At 71.9% G+C, this 15,632-nt stretch carries 16 protein-coding genes; 8 read left to right on the top strand and 8 right to left on the bottom strand.

From position 1 onward, the window contains the following. The first annotated feature begins 293 nt into the window (after nt 1-293). Nucleotides 294-1,181, top strand: coding sequence for a patatin-like phospholipase family protein (locus NVS83_RS08450; protein ID WP_258738915.1), 888 nt, complete (start codon nt 294-296; stop codon nt 1,179-1,181). A gap of 38 nt (nt 1,182-1,219) precedes the next feature. Here the strand turns inward: NVS83_RS08450 and NVS83_RS08445 are convergent, their stop codons facing one another. Then, nucleotides 1,220-1,648 carry a nucleoside deaminase gene (locus NVS83_RS08445; RefSeq protein WP_258732071.1) on the bottom strand — a complete coding sequence of 143 codons (429 nt, stop codon included), beginning with the start codon at nt 1,646-1,648 and terminating at the stop codon, nt 1,220-1,222. Between the two features lie 161 nt (nt 1,649-1,809). On the opposite strand from NVS83_RS08445, the gene NVS83_RS08440 reads away from it, so the two are divergent. Both NVS83_RS08440 and rsmD read left to right on the top strand, forming a co-directional pair. Then, nucleotides 1,810-4,077 carry a pseudouridine synthase gene (locus NVS83_RS08440; protein WP_258738913.1) on the top strand — a complete coding sequence of 756 codons (2,268 nt, stop codon included), beginning with the start codon at nt 1,810-1,812 and terminating at the stop codon, nt 4,075-4,077. Nucleotides 4,078-4,087: 10 nt separating this feature from the next. Further along, a complete protein-coding gene (rsmD, locus tag NVS83_RS08435) occupies nt 4,088-4,645 on the top strand; it encodes a 16S rRNA (guanine(966)-N(2))-methyltransferase RsmD (RefSeq protein ID WP_258738912.1) in 558 nt (185 codons plus the stop codon). 35 nt (nt 4,646-4,680) lie between these two features. Here rsmD and NVS83_RS08430 read toward each other — a convergent pair whose 3' ends face one another. Further along, on the bottom strand, nt 4,681-5,487 hold the full coding sequence (locus NVS83_RS08430) for an alpha/beta hydrolase (RefSeq protein ID WP_258738911.1): 807 nt from the start codon (nt 5,485-5,487) through the stop codon (nt 4,681-4,683). Between NVS83_RS08430 and NVS83_RS08425 the strand changes: the two genes are divergently transcribed. After that, entirely contained in the window at nt 5,486-5,734 is a 249-nt protein-coding gene (locus tag NVS83_RS08425; protein ID WP_258738910.1) for a hypothetical protein, read from the top strand. The genes NVS83_RS08430 and NVS83_RS08425 overlap by 2 nt on opposite strands. Before the next feature lie 88 nt (nt 5,735-5,822). Further along, nucleotides 5,823-6,347: a translation initiation factor IF-3 gene (gene infC / locus NVS83_RS08420; RefSeq protein WP_258732067.1), complete on the top strand. Its 525-nt coding sequence runs from the start codon at nt 5,823-5,825 to the stop codon at nt 6,345-6,347. A 149-nt stretch (nt 6,348-6,496) separates the two neighbouring features. Here infC and NVS83_RS08415 read toward each other — a convergent pair whose 3' ends face one another. From NVS83_RS08415 to NVS83_RS08395, 5 genes are all read right to left on the bottom strand, one after another. After that, nucleotides 6,497-7,840, bottom strand: a complete 1,344-nt coding sequence (locus tag NVS83_RS08415; protein ID WP_258738909.1) for a bifunctional folylpolyglutamate synthase/dihydrofolate synthase — start codon at nt 7,838-7,840, stop codon at nt 6,497-6,499. A 13-nt stretch (nt 7,841-7,853) separates the two neighbouring features. Beyond that, nucleotides 7,854-8,816 (bottom strand): acetyl-CoA carboxylase, carboxyltransferase subunit beta, encoded by a 963-nt coding sequence (gene accD, locus NVS83_RS08410; RefSeq protein ID WP_258738908.1) that lies wholly within the window; start codon nt 8,814-8,816, stop codon nt 7,854-7,856. A 136-nt stretch (nt 8,817-8,952) separates the two neighbouring features. After that, nucleotides 8,953-9,792 (bottom strand): tryptophan synthase subunit alpha, encoded by an 840-nt coding sequence (gene trpA, locus NVS83_RS08405; RefSeq protein WP_258738907.1) that lies wholly within the window; start codon nt 9,790-9,792, stop codon nt 8,953-8,955. Next, the gene (trpB, locus tag NVS83_RS08400) at nt 9,789-11,021 is read right to left on the bottom strand and encodes a tryptophan synthase subunit beta (protein WP_258732371.1); all 1,233 of its coding nucleotides are present in this window, start codon (nt 11,019-11,021) and stop codon (nt 9,789-9,791) included. Before trpB ends, trpA begins: the two co-directional genes overlap by 4 nt. Next, complete coding sequence (locus NVS83_RS08395; protein WP_258738906.1) at nt 11,018-11,782, bottom strand: phosphoribosylanthranilate isomerase; 765 nt, start codon at nt 11,780-11,782, stop codon at nt 11,018-11,020. The genes trpB and NVS83_RS08395 overlap by 4 nt, the downstream gene beginning before the upstream one ends. A 341-nt stretch (nt 11,783-12,123) precedes the next feature. Between NVS83_RS08395 and cysP the strand changes: the two genes are divergently transcribed. After that, nucleotides 12,124-13,167 carry a thiosulfate ABC transporter substrate-binding protein CysP gene (gene cysP / locus NVS83_RS08390; protein WP_374114540.1) on the top strand — a complete coding sequence of 348 codons (1,044 nt, stop codon included), beginning with the start codon at nt 12,124-12,126 and terminating at the stop codon, nt 13,165-13,167. A 31-nt stretch (nt 13,168-13,198) separates the two neighbouring features. Here cysP and NVS83_RS08385 read toward each other — a convergent pair whose 3' ends face one another. After that, a complete protein-coding gene (locus tag NVS83_RS08385; RefSeq protein WP_258738905.1) occupies nt 13,199-13,609 on the bottom strand; it encodes a VOC family protein in 411 nt (136 codons plus the stop codon). Nucleotides 13,610-13,814: 205 nt separating this feature from the next. Here NVS83_RS08385 and cysT point away from each other — a divergent pair, with 205 nt between their 5' ends. Both cysT and cysW read left to right on the top strand, forming a co-directional pair. Further along, nucleotides 13,815-14,636 carry a sulfate ABC transporter permease subunit CysT gene (gene cysT, locus NVS83_RS08380; RefSeq protein ID WP_258738904.1) on the top strand — a complete coding sequence of 274 codons (822 nt, stop codon included), beginning with the start codon at nt 13,815-13,817 and terminating at the stop codon, nt 14,634-14,636. A gap of 173 nt (nt 14,637-14,809) precedes the next feature. Next, entirely contained in the window at nt 14,810-15,613 is an 804-nt protein-coding gene (gene cysW, locus NVS83_RS08375) for a sulfate ABC transporter permease subunit CysW (RefSeq protein WP_258732368.1), read from the top strand. The last annotated feature ends 19 nt before the right edge of the window (nt 15,614-15,632 follow it).

The following is a 15,632-nucleotide window of genomic DNA, read 5'->3' as shown; positions in this document are numbered from 1 at the left end:
CCGCCACCCGGCGGCACGGGAGAGCCGTCAGGGGTGAAGTGATGGAAGAGTCGTCCACCGGTTCCCGGCACCGCCACGCCCGGCGCGTGCCCGCGCATGACGCTCCGAACGAGGCGCCCCCGCAGGATGGAGCGTCGCGCGAGGGTTCGGCGCGCGAGGATTCCGGGCGCGAGCCGGCGGCTCACGGCCCCGCGGCCCGCGGCTCTTCGGCTCACGGTTCTTCGGCACATGGCTCTTCCGCTCACGGCCGTGCGCGGCCGGCGCCCGGCGCGGCCGGGCACGCGCCCGAGGCGGTGGTCGTCTCCGGCGCCCATGACCGCGACGGCGCGCCCGGCGGCCCGCCGCCCGGCGAAGGCCACCGCGGGCCGTCGATCGCGGTCGCGCTCGGCTCGGGCGGGGCGCGCGGCCTGTCGCACATCCTGGTTCTGGAGGCGCTCGACGAGCTCGGCCTGCGGCCGACCGCCATGGCCGGCGCCTCGATCGGCGCCTTCTTCGCCGCCGCCTATGCTTCGGGCATCCCCGCGCGCGAGATCCGCCACGTCGTCACCGCGACCCTGCGCAACAAGGGCGAGGTGATGCGCCGCCTGCTCGCCGCCCGAGTGGGGCGCATCGCCGACCTGTTCGGCGGGCTCGGAAACCCGGTGCTGATCGACGCCGAGCGCTTCATCGAAGGCTTCATGCCGGATCTGGTGCCGGAGGATTTCGACCAGCTCGCCATCCCGCTTCAGGTGGTGGCGACCGACTATTGGGGCCGCTGCGAGCGCATGTTCGAGCACGGGCCGATCCGCCCGGCGGTCGCCGCCTCGCTCGCCATTCCCGGGCTGATGCGCCCGGTGGTGCATGCCGGGCACACGCTGGTCGACGGCGGCGCGGTCAATCCGCTGCCCTTCGACGTGCTGCGCACGCGGGCGCAGGTGGTGGTGGCGGTGGACATCACCGGCGGCCACGGCGCGGAGACGAAGGGCGTGCCGAGCCCGTTCGACGCCATGTTCGCGACGCTGCAGATCATGGCGAGCTCGATCGTCGGCGAGAAGCTGAAGGCCGGCGCGCCGGACATACTGATCCGGCCCAACGTGCACGATTTCCGGGTGCTGGAGTTCTTCCGCGCCACCGCCATCCTCAAGGCGTCCGAGCCGGTGAAGGATGAGGTCAAGCGCCGGCTGGAGGCGGTGCTGGGCTGAGCGCGGTCCCGCGCCGCCGCGCGTGACCGTTTCCTTCGTCACCTCTTGGCGGCGAAGAAGTCCTTGAGCAGCGCCCCCGCCTCGCGGGCGGCGAAGCCGTCATAGATTTCCGGCACGTGGTGGCAGGTGGGGCTGGAGAAGAACCGCACCCCGCTCTCCACCGCCCCGCCCTTGGGGTCGGCCGCGCCGTAATAGAGCCGGCGCAGCCGTGCCCAGGCGATCGCGCCCGCGCACATGGTGCAGGGCTCGAGCGTGACGTAGAGGTCGCAGTCGGGCAGCCGGTCGCTGCCGAGCCGGGCGCAGGCGTCGCGGATCGCCAGCATCTCGGCATGGGCGGAAGGGTCGGAAAGTTCGCGCGTGCGGTTGCCCGCAGTGGCCAGCACCTCGCCCGCGCGCACCACCACGGCGCCCACCGGCACCTCGCCGCGCGCGCCGGCCCGTGCCGCCTCGTCGAGCGCGAGCCGCATGAAATCCGGCCGCCCGGGCCCGCCCGCGGCACCCTCGCCGTCCGCCTCGTATTCGTCAGCTCTCACCCTTTGGTCGCCTCGCCTGCTACTGATCTGCCCGAATGCTCGCCTCGGACCGCAGGACATGCTAGCACCCGCGGCCTCGATACCGGATGAACGCCATGCCGAAGACGACCCCGCCCCGCAAGGGCCATAACCGTGTGCCCCGCCCCCCGCGCGAGCTGGCGCCGCAGGAGCCGCGCGAGGGCGAGCGCATCGCCAAGGTGATCGCCCGCCACGGCCTCGGCTCGCGCCGCGAGATCGAGGAATGGATCCTCGCCGGCCGGGTGGCGGTCAATGGCGAGGTGCTGGACAGCCCCGCCCGCACCGTGACCGCCGCCGACGCGGTCACCGTCGACGGCGCGCCGCTGCCGCAGAAGGAGCGCACGCGGCTGTTCCTCTACCACAAGCCGCGCGGCGTGGTGACGACCAATTTCGACCCAGAGGGCCGCGCCACCCTGTTCGAGATCCTGCCCCCCGGCCTGCCGCGGCTGATCTCGGTCGGCCGGCTCGACCTCAATACCGAGGGGCTGATCCTGCTCACCAATGACGGCGGCCTCTCGCGCGTGCTGGAGCTGCCGGACACCGGCTGGCTGCGCCGCTACCGGGTGCGCGCCAAGGGCGCCATCACCCAGGACCGGCTCGACGCGCTGATGGAGGGCATCACCGTCGAGGGCGTGCATTACGGCCCCATCGAGGCCCGGCTCGACCGCGTGCAGGGCGCCAATTCCTGGCTCACCCTGGCGCTGCGCGAGGGTAAGAACCGCGAGGTGCGCAACGTCCTCGGCTCGCTGGGGCTGGAGGTGAACCGGCTGATCCGCCTGTCCTACGGGCCGTTCCAGCTCGGCGAGATCGCGCAGGGCGCCATCGAGGAGGTGCGCACCCGCGTGCTGGCCGACCAGCTCGGCGAGGCGCTGGCGAGCGCCGCCGGCGCCGATTTCGAGGGCCCGCTGTTCGATCACGCCGGCGAGGACGAGGAGGCGCCGGCCCCCCCGCGCGCCGGCGCGGCGGGCGCCTCCCGTACGCCCGGGCTGAAGGGCGGCAAGAAGGCGCGCTACGCCCGCACCGAGGGCGAGGAGGATCGCCACCGCCGCCGGCCGATCGAGGCGACCGAGGGCCCCGAGCGCAGCGTCACCTCCGGCCTGCTGGCCGACCGCAAGGGCCGCAAGGTGCTGGTGCAGCGCGTGCGCGCGACCGAAACCGAACCGGCGCCCGAGGAGGAGAGCCCGCGCCGCGCCGCCCGCCGCCCGGCCGAGCGCCACGCCTCGCCCTATGCCTCGCGTCCGGGCTACGAGCCCAGCCATGAGCGCCCGAACGAGCGCCCGTCCGAGCGCGGGAATGCGCGCGACAACGAGCGCGGCGGCGAGCGCACCTTCCGCCGCCGCCCGGACCGCGAGGCCGGCGCGCCGGACGAGGAGCGCCCCTTCCGCGCACCGCGCGGCGAGGGTTCGCGTCCGCCGCGCGGGCCGAGCCGCGACCGCTCCGCCGCCGGCCCGCGTCCCGCCCGTCCGCGTCCGCGCGACGAGCGCGAGGGTTCGGACGAGGCACGCCCGAGTTCGTACCGCGACCGTAACGACCGTCCGGTGCGCTCCCGCCCGGCCGGCGAGGAGGAGCGTCCCGCGCGCGGCAACCGCCCGTTCCGCGAGGGCGGCGGGTCGGATCGCCCGTTCCGCGAGCGTCCCCAGGGTGAGCGTGGTGATCGTCCCCAGGGGAATCGTCCCCAGGGTGATCGTCCCGCTCGCGAGCGTCCCTATGGCGAGCGCTCGTCCGGCGAGCGCGGCGAACGCTCGGGCCTGCACCGTCCCTATCGTGGCGAGGGCAGCGACCGGCCGTTTTCCGGCCGCGTGAAGTCCGAACAGCATCGCAGCCGTGGCCCGCGTTCCGACGAGGACCGTCCCGCGCGCGGCGACCGCCCGTTCCGCGAGCGTCCCTCCGGGGACCGTCCCTCCGGCCCGCGTTCTTCGGGCGAGCGTCCTTCCGGGGACCGTCCCTTCCGCGATCGCGGCCCGCGCCCGGAAGGGCTAGCCGGCGGCGAGGGCCGGGAGGGCCGCCCGTTCCGTTCGCGTCCCGAGGGCGATCGCCCGTTCCGCTCGCGCGACGAGCGTCCCGAGCGCGCCCCGCGCGGCGAGCGCCCGCAGGGCCGCGGCTTCGACAGGCCGTCGCACGGCGAGCCGGCCGAAGGCCGCGCCGGCCGCACGCCCGATTCCGGCCGTCCCGGCGGCAAGCGCTTCGGCGGTCCGTCTTCCGGTGGCAAGGGTCCCGGCCGCGGCGGTCCCGGCGGCAAGGGTCCCGCGGGCAAAGGTCCCGGCAGGGGTCCCTCGAAAGGTCCGGCGGGCAAAGGGCCCGGCAAGGGCCCCGGCGGGCGTCCGGGCCGGCCGCCGCGCGGCTGAGGGCTGAGCGATGCGTATCGTCGGTGGCCGCTTCCGGGGCCGGGGCCTGCGCGGCCCCTCCTCTGCCGCCACCCGCCCGACGTCGGACCGGCTGCGCGAGGCGCTGTTCAACGTCCTCGCCCATGCCTATGGCGATCCGGCCGAGGGCGCGCGGGTGCTCGACCTGTTCGCCGGCACCGGCGCGCTGGGGCTGGAGGCGCTCTCGCGCGGCGCGAAATTCGCCGTGTTCGTGGACGAGGCCCACGAGCCGCGCGGAATCATCCGCGCCAATGTCGAGGCGCTGGGGCTGGGCGGCATCACCCGCATCTTCCGCCGCGACGCGACGAAGCTCGGCGCCGCGCTCGCCAGCGATGCCTTCGACCTCGTCTTCTGCGACCCGCCCTATGGGCGCGGCCTGGCGGAGAAGGCGCTCGCGGGCCTGATCGAGGGCGGATGGCTGGCGCCCGGCGCGCTGGTGGTGGTGGAGGAATCGGTCGAGGCCGCCTTCGCGCCGCCGGAGGGCTTCGAGGAGCTGGAGCGCCGGCGCTACGACGACAGCGAACTCACCTTCCTGCGCGGCCCCGCCTAGGGCGCCGTCGCTCTACGCCCGCCGAGACCCGAGCCTCACGCAATCGTCTCGACCGCGTCGAGGATGCGCGCGATGTCCTCCGGCCGCGACAGCCGGTGGTCGCCGTCCTTCACCATCGTCAGCACCACGTCATCCTCGGCGAGGCACGAGACCAGCCGCATGGCGTGCTGCCAGGGCACGGTCTCGTCGGCGACGCCCTGCAGGATGCGTACCGGGCAGCCCACGGCGAAGGGCACGCCGAGCACCAGGTTGCGGCGCCCGTCCTCGATCAGGGCGCGGGTGATCGGCTGCGGCGGGCCGTATTCGGATTCGCGGTACCACACGCCCTTCTCCATCAGCTCGGCGCGGATCTCCGGGCTCATCGCCTCCCACATCAGCGCCTCGGTGAAGTCCGGCGCCGGCGCGATCAGCACCAGCCCCGCGAGCCGCCCGCCCGCGCCGCGCGCCGCCAGCGCGCGCGCCAGCAGCAGCGCGATCCAGCCGCCCATGGAGGAGCCGACCACGATCTGCGGCCCGCCGGTCTCGCACTCGAACACGGCGAGCGCCTCCTCGGCCCAGCGCGAGATGGTGCCGTCGATGAAGGCGCCGTCGGATTCGCCATGGCCGGAATAGTCGAAGCGCACCACCGTGCGCCCGGCCCGCGCGCCCCATTCGGCCAGCGCCTCGGCCTTGGTGCCGCGCATGTCGGACTGGTAGCCCCCGCACCAGAACACGCCGGGCCCGGCTCGACCGCTGCCGGGCGTCTCGCGCACCGCGATCCGGCGGGCGTCGGCGCCGACCGCGATGAAGCGGGGAGCGGCGTTCGGGGCATCGTTCGGGCGGTCGGGAGGGGCATCGTTCATGGGCACGGATCCTGTCGTCGCGGGCGCGGCCAGGGCGGGGCACGAGGGCCGAAGGGTTGCGATTCGCCGCCGGCGCGCCATCTTCCACTACAGGCAGCGGCGCGGCGCGAACAGCGCGAGCGACGTCGCGGCCGGCAAAATCGGCGCCGTCCGGCTGGAACGGGGCCGGCTACCTGTCGTCACGCCGTTGACTTCTGCCTGGTTTGTCACGATGTTCTGCGACCGTTTTATGCGCGCGGCAGACTGAGCCGGCCGGCACCCTCGAAGCGCGGTGAGACGACGACCCCGCAAGCTATCCTGCAATGGCAGAGGAGAAGACCACCATTCGTCGCCCCATGAGACCCGTCGCGCCGGAAAAGGAAGGCCCGCGCGTCAACGAAGACATCCGCATCCGCGAAGTGCAGCTCATCGACCAGGATGGGCAGAATCGTGGCGTCGTTCCGACGCGCGACGCGATCACCATGGCGCAGGACGCGGGCCTCGATCTGGTCGAGATCGCTCCCAACTCGGTCCCGCCGGTCTGCAAGATCCTCGACTACGGACGGTTCAAGTACCAGAACCAGAAGAAGGCCAACGAGGCGCGCAAGAAGCAGCACATCGTCGAGATCAAGGAAATCAAGCTGCGCCCCGGCATCGACACCCATGACTATGAGGTGAAGATGAAGGCCATCCACCGCTTCTTCGAGGAAGGCGACAAGGTGAAGATCACCCTGCGCTTCCGCGGCCGCGAGATGGCCCATCAGGAGCTGGGCTACAAGCTTTTGAACAAGGTCAAGGAAGAGCTGGCGACGCTGGCCAAGGTCGAGGCCGAGCCCTCGCTCGAAGGCCGGCAGATGATCATGGTGCTGGCCCCACGCTGAGCGGGCCGGCCCTCACGGCTTCCGGCGCGGCTTCGGCCCGCCCGACTGGATTCAGGACGCCTCCCGCCGTTCCGGCCGGGAGGCGTTTTCGTGTCCGGCGCCGAAAAAAGCGGGCCGGCGCCGGCCCGCCGATGCGGAAAGAGGGGGCGTCAGTCCGGCAGGCTGCCGTTCTCGCCCAGCACCGCGCCGGCGAGATAGAGCGAGCCGGTGATCAGCACCCGCGGCGGCGGGCCGACCGGGTAGTCCCGGAGCCCGTCCAGCGCCGCGGCGACGCTCGGCGCGGTCGAGGCGGCGATGCCGTGCAGCGCGGCGGCGGCGGCCACCGCTTCGGGCGGCTGCGCCTTGTGCTCGCCCGGCACCGGCACCGCGATCAGCTCGCGCGCGAGCCCCGCGAAGGGGGCGAGGAAGGCGCCCGAATCCTTGGTGCCCAGCATGCCGACGATCAGCACCAGCGGGCGCGACACCCGGTCCTCGAGATCGGCCAGCGCGGCGGCGAGCGCCTGCCCGCCGGCGGCGTTGTGCCCGCCGTCGAGCCAGACGTCGACGCCCTCCGGTGCGCGCTGGGTCAGCGGGCCGGGGCCGAGCCGCTGCAGCCGCGCCGGCCAGTCGGCGGCGCGCATGCCCTGCTCATAGGCGCTCGCCCCCAGCCTCAGCCCGGCGACGCGCAGCGCCTCCACCGCGAGGCCGGCATTGTCGATCTGGTGCGGGCCGACGAGGCGCGGGCGCGGCAGGTCGAGCAGCCCCTGCTCGTCGGCGACGATCAGCCGCCCGTTCTCCTCATAGGCCTGGAACTGCTCGCCCTGGATGGTGAGCGGCACGGCGAGCCGCGCCGCCCGGCGCTCGATCGCCCTCAGCGCGTCGGCCGGCTGGCGCCCGAGCACCGCCGGCACGCCGCGCCGCAGGATGCCGGCCTTCTCGCCGGCGATCTCGGTCACCGTCTCGCCGAGGAAGTCCACATGGTCGATCGAGACCGGGGTGATGACGCTGACCAGCGGCTTGTCGACCACATTGGTGGCGTCGAGCCGGCCGCCGAGCCCGACCTCCAGCAGCAGCACGTCGGCCGGCACCTCGGCGAACAGCAGCAGCGCGCTGGCGGTGGTGATCTCGAAGAAGGTGATCGGCTCACCCTCGTTCGCCGCCTCGGCGCGGGCCAGCGCCTCGCTCAGGGTCTCGTCGTCGACGAGGCGTCCGGCGAGCCGGATGCGCTCGTTGAAGCGCACCAGATGCGGCGAGGTGTAGACGTGCACCCGCTGGCCGGCGGCCTCGAGCACCGCGCGCATGAAGGCGACGGTCGAGCCCTTGCCGTTGGTGCCGGCGACATGGATCACCGGCGGCAGGCGCTGCTCGGGGTGGCCGAGCCGCTCCAGCAGCCGCCACATGCGGTCCAGCGACAGGTCGATCAGCTTGGGATGCAGCGCCAGCAGGCGGTCGAAGATATCCTCGACCGGGCGCCTTCCGGGTGCGGAAGCGCCGGTGGCGGACCCGACGGCCATCTCGGTCTCCGGATCAGGCGCCGGCGGGTGCCGCGGGCGGGGTGTCGCCCCCGGCGGCCGGCTCGGGTGCGGGGCGCGGCGCCTCGATGCCCGGCGCCGCCGGGGCCGGCTGGTCCGCGCCGGGCGCGGGCGCGCGCATCATCAGGCGGCACAGCCGGGCCAGCGTGTCGCGCATCTCATGGCGATGCACCACCATGTCCACCATGCCGTGGTCGCGCAGATATTCCGAGCGCTGGAAGCCCTCGGGCAGCTTCTCGCGGATGGTCTGCTCGATCACGCGCGGGCCGGCGAAGCCGATCAGCGCGCCGGGCTCGGCGATCTGCACGTCGCCCAGCATGGCGTAGGAGGCGGTGATGCCGCCCGTGGTCGGGTTGGTCAGCACCACGATGTAGGGCAGCCGCGCCTCGCGCAGTTCCTGGATCGCGCAGGTGGTGCGCGGCATCTGCATCAGCGAGAGGATGCCCTCCTGCATGCGCATGCCGCCGCCGCAGGCGAACATGATGAAGGGCGTGCCGCGCGAGGCGGCGGTCTCGAGCCCGGTGACGACGGCTTCGCCCGCCGCCATGCCGAGCGAGCCGCCCATGAAGCCGAAATCCTGCACCGCGATGGTCACCGGCAGCCCGTCGAGCTTGCCGTAGCCGACCTTCAGCGAATCCTGCGCGCCGGTCTTGGCGCGGGCGTCCTTGAGCCGGTCGACATAGCGCTTCTCGTCACGGAACTTCAGCGGGTCCGCCGCCACCGAGGGCAGGGCGACGTCGTACCACTTGCCGCCGTCGAACATGGAGCGCAGCCGCGCGGCCGGCTCCATGCGCATGTGGTAGCCCGAGTTCGGGACCACGAACAGGTTGGCCTCGAGGTCCTTGTGGAACACGAGCTGCCCGGTCTCGGGGCACTTCACCCAGAGATTCTCCGGCACGTCCCGGCGGTTGAGGAAGCTGTTCAGCTTCGGGCGGACGACGTTCGAGATCCAGTTCAACGGCGTGGCTCCGGAAAAAAGCGAAAAGGCCGGCGGCGGTCCGCCGACCCGATCCAGGCCCCCTCGCGTCGAGGGCCCATCCAAGGCTCGTGTGAGCCTCATCTAAGCCTCAAGCGGGGCGATGAAAAGGCCGGCCCTATTCGGCCGCCGCCCGGGCGACCCCGCGCACCGCCTCGGCGAGGGCGCTGACGAGGCCGGTGACGGCGGGAACGGTGGCGGGCGTCGCCCGCTCCCCGGCGTCGAGCGAGCCGCGCAGCGCGTCGATCAGCGCCGAGCCGACCACCACCCCGTCGGCGCCGGCGGCGATCGCGGCCGCCTGGGCCGGGGTCTTCACGCCGAAGCCGACCGCGACCGGCAGGCCGGTGTGGCGCTTGATGCGCGCCACCGCCTGGCCGACCACGTCGGCGTCGGGTGTCGCCGCGCCGGTGATGCCGGTGATGGAGACGTAGTAGACGAAGCCCGCCGTGTTCGCGAGCACCGCCGGCAGGCGCCGGTCGTCGGTGGTCGGGGTGGCGAGGCGAATGAAGTCGAGCCCGGCCTTGAGCGCCGGCAGGCACAGCTCGTTGTCCTCTTCCGGCGGCAGGTCGACCACGATCAGCCCGTCGACCCCGGCCTCCCTGGCGTCGTTCAGGAAGCGCTCGACGCCGTAGATATAGATCGGGTTGTAGTAGCCCATCAGCACGACCGGCGTGTCCGCCTCGCCGGCGCGGAACGCGCGCACCATGGCGAGCGTCTTGGCCAGCGTCTGCCCGGCCTTGAGCGCGCGCAGCCCCGCGGCCTGGATCGCCGGGCCGTCGGCCATCGGGTCGGTGAAGGGCACGCCGAGCTCGATCACGTCGGCGCCGGCGGCGGGCAGCGCCTTGAGCAGGGCGAGCGAGGTGTCGTGATCCGGGTCGCCGGCGGTGATGAAGGTCACCAGCGCGGCGCGGCCCTGTTCGGCGCAGGCCTTGAAACGGGTGGCGAGGCGGGTGGTCATATCTTGGTCCCCAGAATCTCCGCCACCTGCGGAATGTCCTTGTCGCCGCGGCCCGAGAGGTTGACCACCATCAGGTGCTCCCTCGGCAGGGTCGGGGCGAGTTCGATCACCTTGGCGAGCGCATGCGCCGGCTCCAGCGCCGGGATGATGCCCTCGAGCTTCGACACGAGCTGGAAGGCGGCCAGCGCCTCCTTGTCGGTCGCGGAGATGTAGGTGGCGCGGCCGGTGTCGTGCAGCCAGGCATGCTCGGGGCCGATGCCGGGATAGTCGAGGCCGGCGGAGATCGAGTGCGCCTCGATGATCTGCCCGTCATCGTCCATCAGCAGGTAGGTGCGGTTGCCGTGCAGCACGCCCGGGCGCCCGCCGGTTAGCGAGGCGGCGTGCTCGCCGCTCGGTATGCCGTGGCCGGCCGCCTCGACGCCCCAGATCTTCACGGAAGGATCGTCGAGGAAGGGGTGGAACAGGCCCATGGCGTTGGAGCCGCCGCCGATGCAGGCGATCAGGCTGTCGGGCAGGCGCCCTTCGGCCTCCATCATCTGCTCGCGGGTCTCGTTGCCGATCACGCTCTGGAAGTCGCGCACCATGGCCGGGTAGGGGTGCGGGCCCGCCACCGTACCGATGCAGTAGAACGTGTCGTGGACGTTGGTGACCCAGTCGCGCAGCGCCTCGTTCATCGCGTCCTTGAGCGTCTTGGCACCGGCCTCGACCGGCACCACCTCGGCGCCCAGCATCTTCATGCGGAACACGTTGGGCGCCTGCCGGGCGACGTCGAGCGCGCCCATATAGACCACGCATTTCAGCCCGTAGCGCGCGCACAGCGTGGCGGTGGCGACGCCGTGCTGGCCCGCGCCGGTCTCGGCGATGATGCGCTCCTTGCCCATGCGGCGGGCGAGCAGGATCTGGCCGAGCACGTTGTTCACCTTGTGCGAACCCGTGTGGTTCAGCTCCTCGCGCTTGAAGTAGACCTTGGCGCCGAGCCCCTCGCCCGCGCCGGCGCGCAGGTGCTCGGTGAAGCGCTCGGCGTAATAGAGCGGGCTCGGCCGGCCGACATAGTGCTTCAGCCCGGCATCCATCTCCGCCTTGTAGGCGGGATCGGCCTTGGCCTCCTCATAGGCCTTCTGCAGGTCGAGGATCAGCGGCATGAGCGTTTCGGCCACGAAACGTCCGCCGAATATGCCGAAATGCCCGTTCTCGTCGGGGCCGGTGCGGAAGGAATTCAGAACAGTCACGACGCAGGGCTCGTCTGGTTGGCTGGGGAGGCCGTCGCCGGGGCGGCGGCCGGGTTGGGATCGGCCGGGCGGCCGGCGATTTCGTGCGTGCCGGCCTCGCGCGCCTCTCTCTCGGCAGCGCGGGCCGCGCGTATGAAGGCCTCGATGCGCGCGGGGTCCTTGAGGCCGGGCGCGCTCTCGACGCCGGAGGAGACGTCGACGCCGGACGGGTGCGCCAGGCGCAGCGCAGCGCCGACATTGGACGGGTCGAGCCCGCCCGAGAGCATGTAGGGCACTCGGAGCTCGAGCCCGGACAGCAGCGCCCAGTCGAACGGCACGCCGTTGCCGCCGGGCAGCGCCGCGCCCTTGGGTGCCTTGGCGTCGAGCAGTAGCCGGTCGGCGACGCCCTCATAGGCGCCGAGCCGGCCGAGATCGGCGCGGGTGGCGATGCCGACCGCCTTCATCACCGGCAGGCCGAAGCGGGCGCGGACCGCGGCGACGCGCTCGGGGGTCTCGCGGCCATGAAGCTGAAGCAGGTCCGGGCGCACCGCCTCGACGATCGCGGCAAGCGCCTCGTCCTCGGCGTCGACGGTCAGCGCGGCGACGCGCGCAGACGCACCCTCCCCGCGCGCGTGCGCGGCGAGCCGGCGCGCGGTGGCAAGGTCGACATTGCGCGGGCTCGGCGCAAAGAACACGACACCCACCATGTCCGCCCCGGCGCCGAGCGCGGCGTCGAGCGTCTCGAGGGTGCTGAGCCCGCATATCTTGATCTCAAGCGACAAGGCGGTCTCCTCGAACAGAGCCCACTAGCACGGATCGGGCGCGCGAGGCGAGGTCTTGATGGCTGGCGGACCCGACACCGGGGGCAGGCAAACGCGACGTCCGGCGGACTTTGCGCCCGCAGCGCCCGCCGGGCGCCATCCGCGCGGCACGGGTGCCGGGTGAGGGCGCAGCTTGGGGCCGGCCCAAACAGCGGATCGCCATTATCCCTCTTCCGCAGCGAAATTGTCCATGCTACACGAAATGCAATGTGAAATATCTTATTTCACATAATTCTAATGCAAATGGTGATCGGCGCCCGTTTCGGCCGCGCCGCGCCGGCTGCGATCAGTGGAGAATTGCCATGCGCCTCTCGCGCCGCCTGTTCCTCTCCGCCATGGCCGCGCCCGTGATGGCGCCCGCCCTGGCCTCTCTCGCCCTGCCGGGCTTCGCCACGGCGGCCCGTGCGGATGAGCCGACCACCATCCTCAACGCCTCCTACGACATCGCCCGCGAGCTGTTCGAGGCCATCAACAAGCAGTTCGAGCCGGCCTACAAGGAAAAGACCGGCAAGGACATCAAGGTCGACCAGAGCCACGCCGGCACCTCGAAGCAGGCGCGCTCGATCGTCGAGGGCCTCGCCGCCGACGTCGTGACCTTCAACCAGATCACCGACATCCAGTTCCTGGTCGACAAGGGCTTCGTCGCCAAGGACTGGCAGTCGCGCCTGCCCAACGCCTCCTCGCCCTGGTACTCCTTCCCCGCCTTCCTGGTGCGCGAGGGCAACCCGAAGGGCGTGAAGAACTGGGACGACCTGGTGCGCGACGACGTCAAGCTGGTGTTCCCCAACCCGAAGACCTCGGGCAATGCGCGCTACACCTATCTCGCCGCCTATGCCTATGCACTGGAGAAGTTCGGCGGCGACACCGCCAAGGCCGACGCCTTCGTGAAGAAGCTGTTCTCCAACGTCGTGGTGTTCGACACCGGCGGGCGCGGCGCCACCACCTCCTTCGTCGAGCGCGAGCAGGGCGACGTGCTGATCACCTTCGAGGCCGAGGTCATCAGCGTGAAGGACGCCTACAAGGACAAGAACTTCCAGGTCGTGGTGCCGCCGGTCAGCCTGCTCGCCGAATTCCCTGTGGCGGTGGTCGACAAGGTCGTGGACAAGCGCGGCTCGCGCAAGATCGCGACCGACTACCTCACCTGGCTCTACTCGCCCGAGGGCCAGCGCATCGCGGCCGAGGCCAACAACCGGGTCGCCGACGCCGCCGTCGCCGAGGAGTTCAAGTCGAAGTTCGCGCCCGTGCGCCTCGTCAAGGTGGAGGACGTATTCGGCGGCTGGCAGAAGGTCCAGGCGGACCATTTCGCCTCCGGCGGCAAGCTCGACGAGCTGTTCGTCGGCCAGTGACCGGCCTTGCCGGCGCCCCCGGGCGCCGGCGTCAGCCCGCCCGGTCGGCGTGCTGCCAGCTCTTGAACACGAATTCGAGGCTGTAGCCGTCCGGGTCGCGGACCTGCGCCGCGTAATAGCGGGGATCGTAGTGAAGCTGCGGGCCGGGCGGGTGTATCGCCTGCGCGCCCGCCGCCAGCGCCTCGGCATAGGCCGCGTCCACCATCGCCTCGGAATCGGCGACAAGGCCGACATGCACCGCGTCGGGAGACGGCGTGCCCGGGCGCAGCCAGAAGAATATCCGGCCCTTCGCCCCGAACCCCGTCAGATCGGGATGCCCGGCCGGGCCCTGGCGTCCGTCATAGTCGTGCCGGGCGGTAATGCCCAGGATCGGCATCACCCGCTCGTAAAAGGCGGTCGAGCGCGCCGTGTCGCTCACGGTGAGGAAGATATGGTCGAGCAAGCGGGCCTCCTCCGGGCGGGAATCGCGGCACGGGGTCGTCCGCCTGTGTCGACCGTCACCGGCGCGCGGGCAAGATGTCCGGTTCACCGCGCCTTGAATGTGAATACCCGATAAAACTGGACATTCATGTGAGTGTGCGGCATGCCCGAAGCTCCTGCGGCTTTAGGCCATGTCGCGAAACCGGGCGGGCAGAGGAGCCGAAACGTTGAACCGCGTCGTCCCGGGCTTTGCGCTCTCGCTCGGCATCACCCTGTTCTATCTCAGCCTGATCGTGCTGCTGCCGCTGGCCGCGCTGGTGTGGCAGGCGACCGATATCGGCTGGTCGCGCTACCTCGCCATCCTCACCGGCGCGCGCACCTTTGCCGCTTTCGAGGTGACGCTGACGACCGCGGCGCTGGCCACCCTGTTCAATGCCGTCTACGGGCTGGCGCTGGCCTGGGTGCTGGTGCGCTACGAGTTTCCCGGCCGCCGCCTGCTCGACGCGCTGGTCGACGTGCCCTTCGCCCTGCCCACGGCGGTGGCCGGCATCGCGCTCTCGGCGCTGTTCGCGAAGAACGGCTGGTTCGGCGGCCCGCTGGCCGGCCTCGGCATCGAGGTCGCCTACACGCCGATCGGCATCGCGGTGGCGATGGCCTTCACCTCCATCCCCTTCGTGGTGCGCACGGTGCAGCCGGTGCTGGAGGATCTCGCCGCCGATGTCGAGGAGGCCGCCGCCACGCTCGGCGCGTCGGATCTGCGCATCTTCGCGCGGGTGATCTTCCCGGCCATCTTCCCGGCCTTCCTCACCGGCGCCTCGCTCGGCTTCGCGCGCTCGCTGGGCGAGTTCGGCGCCATCATCTTCATCGCCGGCAACCGGCCGATGAAGACCGAGGTGGTCTCGCTGCTCACCTTCATCCGCATCGAGGAATATGACTATCCGGCCGCCGCCGCCATCGCCGCGACGCTGCTCGGCCTCGCCTTCGTGATGCTGTTCGTCGTCAACATGATCCAGCTCTGGCAGCAGCGCCGGATCGGGACGGGAGACTGAGCATGGCTTCGGAACCCACCTCGACGCCGCAGCCTCAAGTGCCAGACCCACGGATAACCGCCCCGCTGCTGCCCGACCCCCTCCTCACCGACCCGCTCGCCTCCGGCGCGGCGGGGGCGAACCATGCGCCGCGCCGCATCCGGGTCGGCGACGGGCCGGCGACGCGGCGGGTGATGATCGCCGTGGTGCTGGTGGTGACCCTGCTCGCGCTGGTGGCGCCGCTCGCCGCCATCTTCGCCGAGGCGTTCCGCCAGGGCATCGCCGCCTACACCGCTTCCTTCGCCTCGTCCGACACGCAATATGCGATCTGGCTGACCGTGCTCACGGCCCTGATCGTGGTGCCGATCAATATCGGCTTCGGCATCGCCGCGGCGTGGTGCATCGCCAAGTTCGCCTTCCCCGGCCGCAACCTGCTGGTGGCGCTGGTGGAGCTGCCCTTCTCGATCTCGCCGATCATCGCCGGCGTGTCCTACCTGTTCGTCTATGGCGCGCAGGGCCTGCTCGGGCCGTTTCTCGAGGCGCACGACATCAAGATCATGTTCGCGGTGCCGGGCATCATCCTCGCCAGCCTGTTCGTCACCGCGCCCTTCGTGGCGCGCGAGCTGATCCCGCTGATGATCGCGCAGGGCTCGGAGGAGGAGGAGGCGGCGGTGACGCTGGGCGCCAGCGGCTGGCGCATCCTGCGCCTCGTCACCCTGCCCAATGTGCGCTTCGCCCTGCTCTACGGCGCGGCGCTGTGCAACGCGCGCGTCATGGGCGAGTTCGGCGCGGTGTCGATCGTCTCCGGCAACATCCGCGGCCAGACCAACACGCTGCCGCTGCAGATCGAGCTGCTCTACCAGGACAACAACGCGGTCGCCGCCTTCGCGGTCGCCACCATCCTCACCGGCGTGGCGCTGGTGACGCTGGTCGCCAAGGCGATCATCGAGCGTCTCGACGCCGCCCGCGAGCGCACCGCCGGCCGCCCGGGCCACTGACGGCGTTCTCCCCCGCGAG

This window comes from Ancylobacter mangrovi, assembly GCF_024752335.1.
Classification (GTDB): domain Bacteria; phylum Pseudomonadota; class Alphaproteobacteria; order Rhizobiales; family Xanthobacteraceae; genus Ancylobacter; species Ancylobacter mangrovi.
The sequence above is the reverse complement of the archived record's forward strand: the minus strand, read 5'-3'. Positions and strand labels throughout refer to the sequence as shown.